Annotated in this window: 16 protein-coding genes; 6 read left to right on the forward strand and 10 right to left on the reverse strand. The window is 29.0% G+C overall.

What is annotated here, in order from left to right:
• The 7 genes from K354_RS0107215 to nadA all read right to left on the reverse strand — a co-directional run bounded on the left by K354_RS0107215 (position 1) and on the right by nadA (position 6714).
• Complete coding sequence (locus tag K354_RS0107215) at positions 1 to 492, reverse strand: septum site-determining protein MinC (RefSeq protein WP_245600586.1); 492 nt, start codon at positions 490 to 492, stop codon at positions 1 to 3.
• 104 nt (positions 493 to 596) lie between these two features.
• Entirely contained in the window at positions 597 to 1961 is a 1365-nt protein-coding gene (pgp6, locus tag K354_RS0107220) for a peptidoglycan metallopeptidase Pgp6 (RefSeq protein WP_024954834.1), read from the reverse strand.
• 75 nt (positions 1962 to 2036) lie between these two features.
• Positions 2037 to 2975 (reverse strand): DHH family phosphoesterase, encoded by a 939-nt coding sequence (locus K354_RS0107225; protein ID WP_024954835.1) that lies wholly within the window; start codon positions 2973 to 2975, stop codon positions 2037 to 2039.
• Between the two features lie 61 nt (positions 2976 to 3036).
• Positions 3037 to 3813 carry a hypothetical protein gene (locus tag K354_RS0107230; protein WP_024954836.1) on the reverse strand — a complete coding sequence of 259 codons (777 nt, stop codon included), beginning with the start codon at positions 3811 to 3813 and terminating at the stop codon, positions 3037 to 3039.
• A gap of 1 nt (position 3814) precedes the next feature.
• Entirely contained in the window at positions 3815 to 4876 is a 1062-nt protein-coding gene (flhB, locus tag K354_RS0107235) for a flagellar biosynthesis protein FlhB (RefSeq protein WP_024954837.1), read from the reverse strand.
• 9 nt (positions 4877 to 4885) lie between these two features.
• On the reverse strand, positions 4886 to 5719 hold the full coding sequence (nadC, locus tag K354_RS0107240) for a carboxylating nicotinate-nucleotide diphosphorylase (RefSeq protein WP_024954838.1): 834 nt from the start codon (positions 5717 to 5719) through the stop codon (positions 4886 to 4888).
• 2 nt (positions 5720 to 5721) lie between these two features.
• Positions 5722 to 6714 (reverse strand): quinolinate synthase NadA, encoded by a 993-nt coding sequence (gene nadA / locus K354_RS0107245; protein WP_024954839.1) that lies wholly within the window; start codon positions 6712 to 6714, stop codon positions 5722 to 5724.
• 86 nt (positions 6715 to 6800) lie between these two features.
• Between nadA and plsY the strand changes: the two genes are divergently transcribed.
• Entirely contained in the window at positions 6801 to 7427 is a 627-nt protein-coding gene (plsY, locus tag K354_RS0107250; RefSeq protein ID WP_024954840.1) for a glycerol-3-phosphate 1-O-acyltransferase PlsY, read from the forward strand.
• On the opposite strand, the gene K354_RS0107255 is transcribed toward plsY, so the two are convergent.
• Together K354_RS0107255 and K354_RS0107260 are read right to left on the reverse strand one after the other, a co-directional pair.
• The gene (locus K354_RS0107255; protein WP_169733424.1) at positions 7414 to 8376 is read right to left on the reverse strand and encodes a M48 family metallopeptidase; all 963 of its coding nucleotides are present in this window, start codon (positions 8374 to 8376) and stop codon (positions 7414 to 7416) included. The two genes, plsY and K354_RS0107255, sit on opposite strands and share 14 nt — an antisense overlap.
• Before the next feature lie 38 nt (positions 8377 to 8414).
• Entirely contained in the window at positions 8415 to 9491 is a 1077-nt protein-coding gene (locus K354_RS0107260; RefSeq protein WP_024954842.1) for a YjgN family protein, read from the reverse strand.
• Between the two features lie 75 nt (positions 9492 to 9566).
• On the opposite strand from K354_RS0107260, the gene K354_RS0107265 reads away from it, so the two are divergent.
• The 5 genes from K354_RS0107265 to K354_RS0107285 all read left to right on the forward strand — a co-directional run bounded on the left by K354_RS0107265 (position 9567) and on the right by K354_RS0107285 (position 13726).
• Positions 9567 to 9893 carry a dihydroneopterin aldolase gene (locus K354_RS0107265; protein WP_024954843.1) on the forward strand — a complete coding sequence of 109 codons (327 nt, stop codon included), beginning with the start codon at positions 9567 to 9569 and terminating at the stop codon, positions 9891 to 9893.
• A gap of 77 nt (positions 9894 to 9970) precedes the next feature.
• Positions 9971 to 10642: a homeostatic response regulator transcription factor HsrA gene (gene hsrA, locus K354_RS0107270; protein WP_024954844.1), complete on the forward strand. Its 672-nt coding sequence runs from the start codon at positions 9971 to 9973 to the stop codon at positions 10640 to 10642.
• Positions 10621 to 11946: a sensor histidine kinase gene (locus K354_RS0107275; RefSeq protein ID WP_024954845.1), complete on the forward strand. Its 1326-nt coding sequence runs from the start codon at positions 10621 to 10623 to the stop codon at positions 11944 to 11946. The genes hsrA and K354_RS0107275 overlap by 22 nt, the downstream gene beginning before the upstream one ends.
• Positions 11947 to 12002: 56 nt before the next feature.
• A complete protein-coding gene (locus tag K354_RS0107280) occupies positions 12003 to 12254 on the forward strand; it encodes a YfhL family 4Fe-4S dicluster ferredoxin (RefSeq protein ID WP_024954846.1) in 252 nt (83 codons plus the stop codon).
• Positions 12254 to 13726, forward strand: a complete 1473-nt coding sequence (locus K354_RS0107285) for a Ppx/GppA phosphatase family protein (RefSeq protein ID WP_024954847.1) — start codon at positions 12254 to 12256, stop codon at positions 13724 to 13726. The genes K354_RS0107280 and K354_RS0107285 overlap by 1 nt, the downstream gene beginning before the upstream one ends.
• A gap of 9 nt (positions 13727 to 13735) precedes the next feature.
• Here the strand turns inward: K354_RS0107285 and bamA are convergent, their stop codons facing one another.
• Positions 13736 to 15949: an outer membrane protein assembly factor BamA gene (gene bamA / locus K354_RS0107290; RefSeq protein WP_024954848.1), complete on the reverse strand. Its 2214-nt coding sequence runs from the start codon at positions 15947 to 15949 to the stop codon at positions 13736 to 13738.
• Positions 15950 to 15958: the final 9 nt, after the last annotated feature.

Genomic DNA, 15958 nt, shown 5'->3' on the forward strand with positions numbered 1-15958 from the left:
CTAAATTTCCTTTATATCTACTTTTGAACCATTATAAGTTATTTTTTGTAACTTATCTTGTACTAAACTCTCTTTTTCTATAATTTCTCCATTGAAAATCACATTCCCATGATTTCCAATGCCATTTAGTACAATATAATCTCCATCACATTGAACTAAACCATCTATTGTGCCATATACTGAAACACTTTGTGTACAAAAAAGTTTTGCTCCACTATTAATACGTCCAAAAACAACCACTGGTAAATCTTCATTTATCTCTTCACCAGAACGAATTGGTCTATCAAATACCTTTAACTTATCTTTTGAAATAACTTTTGAGATTGCCTCTTTTTGCTCTTGTTCTTTAGGTTCTTCTTCTTGAACAGGTATCTCAACATCTTTTTTCACACTTGACAATTTTAATGAACAATTACTAATATCTTTAAAACAAACACCCTCATGTTCTAAAAAAATTACTACTTGCTCATCTACTTCACCATCTATAAGCAAAAAGAATTCCTTTAATAATACTCTATTTTTATTAAAATATTCAAGGAAACTCTCATTATTATCAATATTTATGTGAAAAACACGTAAATTCTTTTGTTTTACTATCATCTATCTATAATCTTTTTTGCTGATTTCATAACATCAAAAACATTATCTTTCATCCAGTTTTTATCCATCCACTCTTCTGGCCTAACTTCAACTCCTTGAACCAATATTCCAAAATGTAAATGATCTCCAAGTGCAAGTCCTGTAACTCCTGTTTTTGATATAACTTGACCAGCTTTAACATTTTCACCTTCGTCTACTAAAAAGCTTGAATTGTGCCCATATAAAGAATACACACCTAAACCATGAGAAATAATTATATTCTTTCCATATATGCCATTATACTTTGCAAAAACAACAGTACCAGAATTTGAGGCAATAACATCAGCTTCTGCAGTACTTGCTAAGTCTAACCCCAAATGATACGATTCACTTACTTGCTTTTTTTCATAACTAAAAAATCTATGATCACCAAAACTAGCAACTGCTGCTGCATTTTTTAAAGGATAAAAAGGCTTTAAACTAAAACCATTTATTTTTTCAGTAGGAACTTCAGAAGTTACCTCTTCTATAACTTTTTCATTACTATCTCTTAAATCTTCATTGACATATTTAAATCTTTCAATTTTATCCATACTTTTAGCTGAAGGAAGTTCTTCTTCAGCCAAATCTGCAATTTTGCCATTTAAAAAATTGTCACTTAATTTTAATTTTGAAACCTTATACTTTTTCCCTTTTAAATAAAATCTTACTCTACTTTTTGAAATATTACCTGCTTTATCTTGAGCAATAATTGTAGCTTTAAAATTTTTTTTATCACTTGGCCAAGCTAAAAGTGAAACATAATGGTCATCTTTATAAAAAGGTGTTGGGTAAAATCTTTTATCAAAATTTGTTTGTATATATAATTCTTTTAAATTTTCATCCTTTGCTTTAAATACAACAGTAGCAACTCCACCTTTAAGAATCTTATAGGAATTATTCACAATAAACAATTCTGGTCTTTTTGTATCTACATTTATAATAGATGTTTTAACTGCTTTGTTTCCTGAAAAAAAGTTCCATTTACTTGAATCTACAGCTTCTATCGTCAGTTCAAAATGTTTTTTATTACTAACAAAGCCTGTTCTTGGAAACTCTATATTTAGAGTAAACTCTTCTTGTGATATTTCAAAAAGTTTTTTCAAAAGTACAATACTATTTTTACCATCACTCAAAGTTGCTCTTACAAATTTTATACCACTTTCATCACTTATCTTCACTGCAATTGGTTTCTTTAAATTCCAATCTATTTTTTTTAACAGTTCCACACTAGGTACATTTCTTTCAAAAATTTTAGAGTTATATAAATATGCTAATAATGCTGTAAGTAAAATTAACAAAATCATAATTATAATACCTGATGAACTTCTTTTTCTTCTCATTTACCTATCTCCTGTTTACTGAACAAAATTTATCATTTAATTTTCTTCATTTTATAAATAAAAGCAATAAATCTTTTATAGTGCTTTTATTTGGTCTGTTATCTCTTTACATGTAGCTTTTGTATCACTACTATTCACATTAAAACCCGCTGCACCCTTATGTCCACCGCCATTATACATAATAGAAATTTTGGATACATCTATATCTCCATCTGAACGTAATGAAATTTTACAAAATTCATCTTGGGCTAAAACCATCAATGCTACTTTCACATTAGCTATATCTCTTAACATACTAATAATATTTTTAGTATCACTTCTTTTTGCTCCAGTCTCTTCTAAAATCTTTTTATCAAATATGATTGAAGCTATAGTAGCATCTACATGTAACTCAAAATTACTCAACATATAGGCTATTAATCTAATCTTTGCTAAAGATTGTCTACTTTTTACTTTTTGTGCTATCTCTTGTGCATTTGCTCCACATCGAATAAGCTCTGCTGCTGCTTCAAAAGTTTTTTCATCAACTCCACCATATCTAAAAAAATTTGTATCTTCAGCTATGGATGTATAAAGTGATATTGCACTCTCTTTTGGAATATCAATATCATTTTCTTTTAAAAGTTTATACACAACCATACCAGCACTAGAAGCTTCAGGTAATACTATGTTAATATCACCAAAAAGTTCGTTACTTTTATGATGGTCTATATTGATAATTTCAAAATCACCTTTTTTGATTTTCAATCTATCTAAACTTCCACAATCACAGCTTACTAACAAATCAAAAGATTTAGGAAGTTTATTTTGTATCTTAGAGTAACCTTCTAAAAAATCAAACTCTTTTGGTAATTCTTCTTTAGTCTCATTAAATAATGAAACCCTACATCCCACTTTTTTCAAAACACTATACAAACCTAGACTAGAACCAATCGTATCTCCATCTGGATGTACATGAGAAACTATAACAGTGTGTCTTGCACTTATAATTTTATCCCATGCTTTTTTATACATGTAAACTCCGTCTATTTAAAAGCTGTTAGTATACTTAACTTAGTATAAATTTTAGGTTATTCTACAAATTAAAGTTAAATAAATAGATAACGAACTTATATAAAACAAACAAAAATAGTAGAGGAAACAAAATAGTTTGAAATAAAAAAATAATTATCAAATCAACTATATGTTGACCAGTACTTTCTATAAGTCTCTCAAAATCTAAAAGTTTCTTTTTATAGTATGAAGATGAAAAATAACTTGCTTTGCTATCATCAAACTTATCTATTTTTTCTTTTGCATTATGCACTATATTTTGAGATACTTTTACACTATATTCTTGTTCTACAAAATTTACATAAACATATTCATTAGCATAACTCATAAAAGGAATACTAAATCGTAAAAAAATCAAAACAAAAGTAAATTTAAAAAATAACCTTCCTTTGAGTTTATCCTTATAAAAATAAACTACATTTGCCATAAATAAAATACAAATCAGTACTATATCAAAACCATTACATGTAACTATATTCATAAGAATTTTTTGTATCCCTAATGACGTTAAAGAAGCTAACATTACCCAAGAAAATTGTTCAACTAAATCATTAATAGGATCTAACACTTCTCCTATGGTTATAGTAACTCCAGGAGGTCCTACTTCAGTTCCTTGCACTAAAGATATTGCTGCATTTAACGCTTTAGCACTCGCAAAAACGCTTACTGCTTGTTTAAAAGAAATATCAATCCTACTGTCTGTTTTCTCATCTATATTAGAAAATACAGATAAATATACCACTAAGATTGATAAAAATAAAACTAAAATTTTATCCCAACTTTTTTTTATAATTTCCATATTAGTTCCTATCTTTTTGAGAACTTCTATACACAAAAGCAAGTACCTCAGCAACTGCTTTATAAAGAGTTTCTGGTATCATATCTTCTATTTCACACTCTTTATACAATGCTCTAGCTAATGGAGGATTTTCAACAACTTGAATATTGTGTTCTCTTGCTATCTCTTTTATCTTCAATGCTAAGTGATCAACCCCTTTTGCCACAACCTTTGGTGCATTCTCTTTTTCTGTATCATATCTAATTGCTACTGCAAAGTGAGTTGGATTTGTTATAACAACATCTGCACTAGGTATATCTTGCATCATTCTTTTTTTAACCATTTCCATTTGCACTCTTCTAATACGTGCTTTTACTTGGGGATCACCTTCCATCTGCTTATATTCATCTTTTATTTCTTGTTTACTCATACGTAAATCTTTAAAATAATTGTATCTAACAAAAAATAGATCAAACAAGGCCAAGCCTAAAAAAAGCATCAACATCACAGCAATTAAAATTAAAGCTTTATCTCTTAGCCATAAAAGCTGATCATAAATAGGGAAAAAGATAACTGAAGGTAACTCATGAACAAAATCAAACAGATAATAATAAGCAACAGTTAAAACAAGTCCCACTTTTACTATAGTTTTTATAGACTCTACTAATTTTTTCATGCTTATAAGATTTTTTATACCCTTAATTGGATCAATTTTTTTCAAATCAGGAATAAGCGGTTTTGTAGTAGTTATAAAACCAAACTGCATAACAGAGGCTAAAACACCTGAAATTGCTACTATAGCTGCTAAAGGCAAAATCATAAGAGCAAACTCTTGAAAAATTGTTATCATTACAATATGAACAGTATTTTTATCTAAATCTACACCTACAAAGGATTGAGTAAATCTATATAAACCAAACATCCTCTCTTTTATAAAAGGGAACAGTGCTAAAAAAGCACCAATTGCAACAACGAGTGTCACAAAACTACTAGTGTCTTGACTTTTAGGAACATTTCCTTCTTTTCTGGCATCTTCAATCTTTTTGGAACTGGGTTCCTCTGTTTTTTCCTGATCGTCAGCCATAAACTCCCTTTAAACTTCTTTTTCTTTATGCGTTATCTTCATAGAAAAATCAAGCCAAACTGCTTGGTGGATTAAACTTCCGCTACTAATAGCATCAACACCACTTCTTGCATAAGATTCTATGGTGTCATGTGTTATATTGCCACTAGCTTCTAAAAGGATATGAGGAGCAATATCATCTCTACATGTAACAACTTTTTTAATCTCTTCAATGCTCATATTATCACACATAATCATATCTACATTACAAGCCATTGCTTCTTTTGCAAATTCTATACTTTCACACTCTATTTCTATTTTTGTTGTATAAGGCAATGTTGTTCTTGCTTTTATAATAAAACTATTTAAATTTTCAATTGTTTTTAAATGTGTATCTTTTATCATCAAACAATCATCTAACCCCATACGATGATTATTACCACCACCACATCTTACGGAATACTTTTCAAATATTCTTAAATTTGGTCTTGTTTTTCTTGTATCAAGTACTTTTACTTCTGTACCATTTAAAGCTTGTATATATTTATTTGTATTTGTTGCAATTCCTGAAGAGTGTTGTAAAAGATTTAAGATAGTTCTTTCACACATCAAAAGCTTTTTTGATTTTCCTTTGAGAGTAGCTATTACATCACCATATTCTAAAATATCACCATCTTTTTTATGGAATTTATACACCAGTTTTTCAACTTTACAGAGAGCTTTTGCATAAGTAACACCTGCTAAAACTCCACTATCTTTGCAAATTATCTTTGCGGTTGCTTTTTTACTACTACCAACTAAATAAAATAGATCTCCACGACCAATATCTTCTTGTAATGCTTTTTTAACGAAACGTTTTATCATATTTATATCTCAAACATTCTATTTAATGCTTCAAAAGCATATTTTCTTGTCTCTTCACTAATAAGTATTTCACCCTCATAGTCACCTTTTTTAATCAATAAAAGAGTATCTCTCAAATCTTCTAATCGAGTTTCATTCATAGTTGGGCACTCTGGTTTAGAAGAAGATAAGACATACGTATTTTTTTCTCTTAATCTATTAACCATATTATATTCCGTTCCAACGGCTACTTTTTGCTCAACAGGAAGTTCTTTTATATATTTAATAAGTTGACTAGTTGAGCCAACAAAATCTGACGCTGCACATACTTCTGGTTTACACTCAGGATGTGTTACAATTAAAATATCTGGATACTTTTCTCTATAAAATTCTATATCCTCGACATCAAAAAGCTGGTGCACTGAACAAAAACCATTATAGCAAATAATATCAGCAGCTTTAGGATCACTTCCATCACCTACCACGCAAGATTTTAACCCCATATCTATTGCTATATTTTGGCCTAAACAACGATCTGGTACAAAAAGTATTTTTTTGCCACTTTGTAATGCTTTTGTGATAATAGTTTTTGCATTCGAGCTTGTGCACACATATCCACCCATTTTCCCTACAGCTGCTTTTACTTCAGCAGAGGAGTTGATATAAGTTACTGGCATAATATCTTCTTTTTTTATTCCACTCTTTTGCAAAATATTTACATTATCATCATAATAATTCACATCTATCATTTTGGCCATAGCACAGCATGCCATCTTAGGCATAAGAACTCTTTTGTTTGGGGCAAGGATTTTTACACTTTGCCCCATAAAACCTACTCCACAAAATACTAAATTAGGGTTTTTATCACGTGCAGCAAACTTTGCAAGTTCTAAAGAATCCCCTGTAAAATCAGCCAATTCAAAAACTTCATCTTTTTGGTAAAAATGCGCCACTATAGTAACGTCTAAATCTTCTTTTAATTTTAAAATTTCTTCTTTTAATGTATTGCTACTCAATATAAAATCCTCTTACATAATTATAAAGCTTAGCATTATAACAAATTATGTATAATAATCTCCATATTTTTAACCCTAGGATTTACATGGAATTATTTTCAAATATTAATATTCAATTTTATATTATTGCGTACCTTGTAGGAGGCATCCCTTTTGGACTTATTTTAGCTAAAAAATTTAGCTCAATTGATATTAGAGAAAGTGGTAGTAAAAGTATTGGAGCTACCAATGTTTTAAGAGTTTTAAAAGAATCAAATCCAACTTTAGCCAAAAAAATAGCTATCGCTACACTTATTTTAGATGCTCTTAAAGGCATGCTTGTTTTAATAATCGCTTCTATTTTAGACCTTAGCCATGAAACACTTTGGATGATTGCAATACTTAGTATAGTAGGACATTGTTATAGTCCTTATCTCAAATTTGAAGGTGGAAAAGGTGTTGCTACAGGATTTGGTGTTATGATTTATATGATACCTATAGAAACTCTAATCGCTTTTGCTGCTTGGTTCATCGTAGGAAAAGTCCTTAAAATTTCTTCACTTTCTTCACTTATTGCTTTAATTGCATTAATAGTTTCATCATTTATCATTCATCCTGATATTCCTGTTATAAAAACTCATGCACCTATACTTATAATTTCATTTTTAATTATTTATAAACATATACCAAATATCATGAGGCTCTTTAATGGAGAAGAATCTAAGGTTGTATAGTCTCAAGAGAATTTTCTCTTAACTTTTTTGCCCTTTTAAATAAAGAAGGATGAGAACTAAAATAACTGTTTTCATCCTTACTCACATTATGTTCCTTAGCAATTTTTTTAAATGTATTGGCTAGAGGAATTGTTGATATATGTAATTTATTTAAAGTCTTTATTGCTTCATTATCTGCTTCTTCTTCAAATTCTCTTGAGTATTTAGAATATAAAAGGGCTGAAGATATAGTTGCTACTCCATCAGTTATGTCACCACTAAAAAGAAATATTACTATTGAAGATAAAGATGTCTGTACTATATTTTTTAAAGAGTGCTTTTTATCTATATGAGCTATTTCATGTGCAAAAATACCCGTAAGTGCATCTTGATTAAAATTGGTTAATTCTGCCATTTCATCAGTTATTATGATGTACCCATTTGGCAAAGCTAAAGCATTAGCTCCAATCCATTTTGAACTACTTCTTATAAAGAGTTTATACTCTTTTTGTTTATTAATTCTATTAAAAGAATTTTGGACTAATTTTTTTTGATTTTTACTAAGCCTTGAGTTAAAAAGTAAATTTTCATCAATATATTCAAAACTCTTTTCTCCAATATATTTTACATAGCTTTTAGGGACTACTGGAGCAATAATAGAAGCTATAAAATGCGTTCCATGAAAAAAATATCCATACAACAAGAAAACTATTGTAAATAAAAAAATTACTGAATATTTCATTTTACTTTCAAGTAAATGAACTATATTACTTTTTTTGGTATGTTTTTGAAGATACTCATCTACCTTATCATTGTCACTAATTTCAAGTGTAAATTGATCTTCTTTTTCCATAATTCTTGGGATATTTGCAAGTCTATCAGAGATACTAAGTTCATTTAACTTTACATGTAAAGATAAATCTTTACCTTTTATATGGACATTTCCATCTTCTAAAAACGATACATCCACCTCCGTAGATGTAGTATTATGCAATAATCCTTTAAGTATCACCCTAAGTCCATATCAAAAAATTCACTACTCTCTTCTCCAAGTGATGATGCTTGATTGTTGGATATTCTTTGCAATTGTAAATCACCTATTGGGGTATGATAAAAATTTTCTGTTTTATACCTTTGTAATCTTATAGTAGCCCAAGCTCCCAATAGTCCAAAACTAAAAAATATCGCCACTATGTTACTAGCATAAATATACCCCATTTTAAACGGATTGTACTCTGATTTAAACTCTACATCTAATATATCAGTTTCTTTATAAATATAATTGCTTTGCATAGCATAATATACTCCTGCTAAAGACATTATTATCAAGATAAACACACAATAAAATATAGATAAAAATATCCCTATAATAATTACTGTGGAGTCTTTATCTAAGCCTTTTAAATAAGTACTCAAGCTTTGTCCACCATCAGGTAATGTAACGCCAAAAAATCCTGCTAAAATAAAAAAAATAGGGAAAATAAGAGTTATTCCATACACCTTTAACCACATTTTATAAAAAGGCCAAGATTTTCCTTCATATTCAAATTTCTTATTTGAAAAATGTGCACCATTTAAAAATAAATGAAAATATTTATTCAAATTATGTGGACCAGCAAGTCCTAAAGTAACTATATTTAACAAAATAATATTTAGAATATAAAACTTGTAAAAATTACTAGTTTTATTTTGATAAGAAAAATTTATACCCCTATATTTAACATAACGTAATCTAAATTTAAATGCTAAATGTATAAGATAAGGAACTATAACAACAAAAGATAAAGCAATTATCATGCTAATGATAGGCAAATGTAAAATATCTGAAAATACTATAAAAAGAGCATATGCCCCAACAACAAGTAATCTTCCTTTTAAAATGTTTACAGGATTTGCAGTGTATTCAAATGAAGAACCCTCCATATAAGTGTTAGAATACAAATATCGATTTTTTCTCACTTTCGCCCAAGCTGAATATATTCCTAAAGTAATTATTGATAAAAAAAGATTGACTATGTATATCTTAAAGTACTCCTTTGCATTTCCCTTAAACTCCAATGGTAAATAATCTTTTTCTTCTTTCAAACTATTCTCCTTATAAATTTTGATAATACTATCATTATAATAAATTATATTCAAGTTTTATGATAAAATACTTTCATGAAAATATATATAGAAAACTTAACATTTAAAGCAATAATTGGTATTTTAGAAGAAGAAAGAAAAACTCCTCAAAAAGTAATAATAAATTGTGAAATCAACTACACTTATAAAAAAAATAAATTTATTAACTATGCAGAAGTGAGCACATGTATAGAAAACAGCATGAAAAAAAACAAGTTTTTACTCATTGAAGATGCGCTTTTAAAGTTAAATGAAGAAATAAAGTCTAAGTTTCCATTAATATCTTCAATGAAACTGAAAATTTCAAAACCAAAGATACTCGATAATACGGTAGTTTCTGTAGAACTAGAAAAAATATATTAAAATTTTATTAAAAAAACTTTAAATTTACCTAAAATTATGTTATAATCCAAACTTAATTTGAACCCCTAAGGAATAAAATGAGAATTTTAATAGTAGAAGACGAAGTAACTCTAAATAAAACAATCGCTGAAGGACTACAAGAGTTTGGCTACCAAACTGATAGTTCTGAAAATTATAAAGATGCAGAATATTATGTAGGTATTAGAAATTATGATTTAGTACTTACTGATTGGATGCTTCCAGATGGTGATGGTGTAGATTTAATTAGTCTTGTAAAACAAAAATCACCAAGAACAGCTGCAGTAATTCTTTCAGCAAAAGATGATAAAGAGAGCGAAATCAAAGCACTTAAAGCTGGTGCAGATGACTATATCAAAAAACCATTTGATTTTGATATTTTGGTAGCTAGAATAGAAGCAAGACTTCGTTTTGGTGGAACTAATGTAATCAAAATTGATGACTTAACAATTGATCCAGATGAAGAAAAAATCACTTATAAAGGTCAAGAAATTGAACTTAAAGGTAAACCTTTTGAAGTACTTACTCACTTAGCTCGTCATAGTGATCAAATTGTATCTAAAGAACAACTTTTAGACGCTATCTGGGAAGAACCAGAATTAGTTACTCCAAATGTAATTGAAGTTGCTATTAATCAAATTCGTCAAAAAATGGATAAACCATTAGAAATCTCTACAATTGAAACGGTAAGACGTAGAGGTTATAGATTTTGTTTTCCAAAAAAAGTATAAGAAATAAATTTGCATTACAATTAGTGTTGGCTTCGTCCACACTAATTGTAATCTTTTCTGCTATTCTCTACAATTATGTTAAAATCTCTATTTATGAAAATTTAAACCTAGAACTTACAAAAGAAGCTACAAGTATTGCAGCTGAATATTCAAAAGGTATAAATACTGTTACAATAGATATGTTTAAACAAAATTTTGTACCAGAAAATGCAAAAGTTAAAATAGTAGTTAAAGTAAATAAACAACATAAAATAAGCTTTGAACAACATAAAGTAGATAAGCAAAACTTTTTAACAATATATTATCCTTTTGATAAGAAAAAATCTACTTTTCTAGCAGTGACAAAAAATATTTCAAATACTGATAATCTTTTAAAAAATGTTTTTAGAAATATTCTAGTGATTAACTTTATTACTATATTTTTAGTCTTATTTTATGCTTTTCTTCTTTCACATATGCTTATCATTCCTATACACTCTTTAACGACAAAATTAGCCGCTATGGATGAGAATTTTTTTCAATCGATTAATACAAAAAATATCCCTGAAGAATTTGAACCACTCGCACACAGTATAAATAAACTCGTAGATAGAATTCATACTTTTGTTAAATACCAAAAAGAACTTTTTATAGGCACTGCCCATGAGCTTAAAACGCCTTTAGCAGTCATGAAAACAAAAAATGAGGTTACACTCCTCAAACCAAGAGATAATGAGAAATACGTAGATACTTTGAAGCAAAACAATAAAACTATAGATGATATGAATAAAATGATAGGAAATATTTTAGAAATAGGTAGACTTGAAGGTGCACAATTTGAACAGCCTCAAGAAATTGATTTAATAGCTTTTTTAGAAGAACATGCAAACAACTTTAAAATACTTGCTCATCAAGAAAACAAACAAATAATTACAAATTTTACGCCAACCTCATTTCCAATTCTCATTCAGCCTACACTTCTTTTACATATTTTACAAAATTTTGTACAAAATGCAATTAAGTTTACACCTAAAGATTCTGAAATTGAGATAAAAAGTTTTCCTGATAAATTTGGAATCAATATTCGTGTTCTTGATTCAGGTGAAGGTATTGATGAAAATAAAGATTTATTTGCTCCTTTTAAAAGATATGGGAAAAAAGAAGGTGCTGGACTTGGACTATTTTTAGCAAAAGGAGCAGCTGATGCTATTGGTGCAAAAATTACAATAAAAAATAGAATTGATACAAATGGAGCTATTGCCTCGCTTCATATTCCAATTTCTAAGAAAAAATTGACGAAAAACGCTACTAAATGTGATATTTAAATTCTATCAAAGGTGTTTTAGTGTATAAAATTGAAAAAATTTTAAGGTAGATAAAAATGTCATTGATGATAACAGATGAATGTATAGCATGTGATGCTTGTAGAGATGAATGTCCAAACTATGCTATTGAAGAGTCGGATCCTATATATATAATAGATCCCGATATTTGTACAGAATGTGTTGGGCACTATGATGAACCTTCATGTATAGCTGTTTGTCCAGTAGAGTGTATTGTTCCAGATCCTGATAATGTTGAAACTATGGCAGAGCTAAAACTAAAGTTTGAACAAGTAAATAGTGAAGAGTAATGGCTAAAAGAACAGCCATTATTGATATTGGTTCAAACTCAGCTAGAATGGTTGTTTTTGAAAAAAGTAGTCCTTATGCTTTTCACCTCATTAAAGAGATTAAAAGTCGCATAAGAATTGGAGAAGGTGCGTATGAAAATGGTAGTCTTCTCCAAGAAGAACCTATGCAAAGAGCTTACAATGCATTAGAAGATTTTACGCATATTATTAAAAACCTAAAATGCCAAAAAACTTTTTGCGTTGCAACATCTGCACTAAGAGATGCTCCAAATGCTAAAGAGTTTGTAAAAAAAATAAAAAAAAATTTAAATCTCAATATCAAGATTATAGATGGAAAAAAGGAAGCTTATTATGGAGCTCTTTCATCAATAAACCTTTTAAAACCCATCGAAGATGCAACAACAATTGATATAGGTGGTGGTTCTACAGAACTTGCTAAAATAAAAGATGGAAAAATAGTTGATACTATTTCTATAGATATAGGAACTGTTAGATTAAAAGAACTTTTTTTTGATAAAAAAAATGAATCAAAAGAAGCGCAAGAATATATTATTGAAAAAATACAAGACTTACCAGAACACTTTAAGTCAGGTACTATTATAGGTATTGGTGGAACAATAAGGGCTTTTTCTAATATGGTCATGGATAAGATGGACTATCCACTTAAAACGCTCCATGGTTTCGAATACAATATAGAAGAGTATCACTATCTTTTAAAGCAAATTACACAATGTGATGTATTAGAATTAAAAGACCTTAATGTAAAAAAAGATAGATATGATACTATGAGAGAAGGTTGTAGCATTTTTAATTCTTTAATTCACCTTCTGGATGCAAAACATATAATTACAAATGGTGCAGGTGTTAGAGAAGGAGTTTATCTTCAAGACTTACTACGCTCATCAAATGAAAAATTTCCTGCAAATTTTAAAGTTAGTGTAAAAAGTCTTAGTGATAGATTTATAAGTGATACAAAAGAGAGTCAATATGTAAGTAAAACAGCTATTGAACTCTTTGATGCATTAGAGTATATTCACCAAATAGACCCTATATATAAAAAAGAGTTAAGAGTTGCTGCAAAATTATACAATATAGGAAGATACCTTAGTTTTTATCAAGAACACCTTCATAGTTTTTATTTTATAATTAATAACTTAAACTATAACTTTTCTCACGAAGAAAGAGTTCTAATTGCCATTTTAGTCAAGTATCATACTAAAAAACTTCCTAGTTTTGAAGATATAAAAGCTTATGAAATTTTATTACCTAAAATTGAAATAGTAAATTGGTTAAGTTTTATAATCTCACTTGCAAAATCTCTTAATTCAGATTTTGGAAACCACAAACTCAAATTTAATTATGAAAATCATACACTTACTATAAAAAGTCCTAAACAACTTTTTTTAGCAAAAGAGAGTATAAAAAGGCTAGTTAAACCAGCCTCTTTTGCAATCGTAGTAGAAAATAGTTAAGACAGTTAATTAAAACTGTCTTCCCATAGTAAACTCAAAGCTAGCAGTATCATCACCAGCTTCTTTAAACAATGGCTGAGCAAATATTAGTGAAATAGGTCCCATAGGAGAAACCCACTCAATAACTGCTCCTGTACCACCTCTTTTTATATTCAAATCATCTTCACCCATCATACCATAATCAAAAAACAATGCTCCACGCATCTTTAATCTCTCAACAAGAGGAAAACTAGCTTCAATGGTATTTACAGCCATCATAGTACCACCTGTTAAGCTCCCATAACTATTTTTAGGAGAAATAGAGCTTGAATCATATCCTCTTACACTCCTAACACCACCCATATAAACTTTTTCATTTATTGGTAAATAGCCGTTATCAGATACATACTGAAATTGTGATTTATATCTTAAAATTAAATCATATTTATATAAGTCTTTTAGTCCAAAATAGTAATTAAACTTTGTAATACTTTTAATGAACTCTTCATCTCCACCAAGACCAGCAAATTCTAAAGAACTTTTAAAAATCATACCTCGTCTAGGAAGATAATAATCATCGGTTGTATTATAAGTGATAGCTGGTATTATTGAGCTTTTAATAGTTTTATCTTCCGTATATAAACTCATATCTATCCCTTCACCAAAATCAGAAAGCTCCGTTTGTTCAAGAACATAACTAACAGAACCTTTTATATTTCTACCAAAACGTCTTCCTACAGTTACATTAAAACCTATTGTTTGTTCATCATAATCAGCATAATCTGAATCTTCAGAATAAATACTTCCACCAACACTATATACAGAATCAAAAACTCTTGGATTTGTTAAAGATATTCTTCCTGTTAACTCTTTATCACTTCTCTCCACATCTACACTAGCAGTAATCCCTGAACCAAAAATATTTGTATCTGATAAATTAGCACTCAAAAGAAGTCCATCTGATGATCCATATCCGATTCCTCCACCAATACTTCCGGTAGATGCTTCTGTGACTTCAACGACTAAATCAATCTTATCTTTACTGACTCTTTTTTCTTTTATATTAACAGATTCAAAATAACTACTTCTTTTTAAAGCACTTTTTGTATCTTGTAAATCCGTACGATTATATAAATCTCCTGCGGCTAAGAACACATCACGTCTAACAACTCTATCTATGGTTCTACTATTTCCAGAAATTCTTACATCATTGATATAGACTTTTTGTCCTGGTATTACTCTTAAGGTAATAGAAGCTAATGCACCTTGAGTATTTTTCTTTATATCTGGAATTACTCTTACATATGCATATCCGAGATCTGCTACTTTAGTTTCTACTCTTTTTACATCCCTACGTAATCTTTCAACATCAAAAACATCTCCACTTTTTAAGACCATTTCATCCTTAAGAGTTTCTACTTCAATAAAGCCTTTTGGTATGATAATATCTACTACATCAATTTTATACTGCTGTCCCTCATTTATATTATAAGTCAAAGTTGCAGTATAACTATCTAAATATGCTTTTAAAAATGGCTCACTCACTTTAGCATCCAAATAACCATTTTGCATATAAACATCTTTTATTCTAGCAGGATCATATTGTAAATCATTGAGTCTTAATTTTCCATCATTAAAACCCCACATCCAAGGAAGCCACTCAGCTTCTTTATTTGCCATTTTTGGTTCAAAATCACTATATTCTAAAGCATTTGATCCACACATATTTACTGTTTCAATAGATACTTCTTCACCACGGTTTATTTGAAATTTTATAACTATTGAATTTTCATTTAAAACTTCTTTTTTATGCTCAACTACTGTATCAAAATAACCTTGGGCTTCATAAAACTTTACAACCCTTAATTCACTTAAAGTTGCTTTATCGAGATCATAAACTTCACCTTTTTGCATACCAAGAAATTCAAATATTTTTTCCTTGTCACTGTCACTAATACCATCTAACTCTATTTTTGAAATTGTTGGTTTTTCTTTAAAATGGAATACAAGATCACCATGTCCTGCCTCTTCAACCCAAACATCTTTAAAATACCCTTGTTTATATAAAGTCTTAATTGCTTTGTCTATTATTTCAATATTAACAAAATCACCTTGTTTTATTCCTATCATTTCAGAAGCTACTTCTTCTGAGAGATGAATTAAACCATCAAATTTTAAGCTCTTCACAATAGCTGCTTGTGAAAATGAGACTATAATAAAAGACAATAGTAAAAGTTTTCTCATTGTGTTTAA

It is taken from the genome of Sulfurospirillum arcachonense DSM 9755 (genome assembly GCF_000597725.1).
In the GTDB taxonomy this organism is placed as follows: Bacteria; Campylobacterota; Campylobacteria; order Campylobacterales; family Sulfurospirillaceae; genus Sulfurospirillum_A; species Sulfurospirillum_A arcachonense.

Bases quoted from the DNA above. Each gene is read 5' to 3' on its own strand.
- pgp6 (WP_024954834.1), bottom strand. From the start codon at position 1,961: ATGAGAAGAAAAAGAAGTTCATCAGGTATTATAATTATGATTTTGTTA.
- K354_RS0107225 (WP_024954835.1), bottom strand. From the start codon at position 2,975: ATGTATAAAAAAGCATGGGATAAAATTATAAGTGCAAGACACACTGTT.
- K354_RS0107230 (WP_024954836.1), bottom strand. From the start codon at position 3,813: ATGGAAATTATAAAAAAAAGTTGGGATAAAATTTTAGTTTTATTTTTA.
- flhB (WP_024954837.1), bottom strand. From the start codon at position 4,876: ATGGCTGACGATCAGGAAAAAACAGAGGAACCCAGTTCCAAAAAGATT.
- nadC (WP_024954838.1), bottom strand. From the start codon at position 5,719: ATGATAAAACGTTTCGTTAAAAAAGCATTACAAGAAGATATTGGTCGT.
- plsY (WP_024954840.1), top strand. From the start codon at position 6,801: ATGGAATTATTTTCAAATATTAATATTCAATTTTATATTATTGCGTAC.
- K354_RS0107265 (WP_024954843.1), top strand. From the start codon at position 9,567: ATGAAAATATATATAGAAAACTTAACATTTAAAGCAATAATTGGTATT.
- hsrA (WP_024954844.1), top strand. From the start codon at position 9,971: ATGAGAATTTTAATAGTAGAAGACGAAGTAACTCTAAATAAAACAATC.
- K354_RS0107280 (WP_024954846.1), top strand. From the start codon at position 12,003: ATGTCATTGATGATAACAGATGAATGTATAGCATGTGATGCTTGTAGA.
- K354_RS0107285 (WP_024954847.1), top strand. From the start codon at position 12,254: ATGGCTAAAAGAACAGCCATTATTGATATTGGTTCAAACTCAGCTAGA.
- bamA (WP_024954848.1), bottom strand. From the start codon at position 15,949: ATGAGAAAACTTTTACTATTGTCTTTTATTATAGTCTCATTTTCACAA.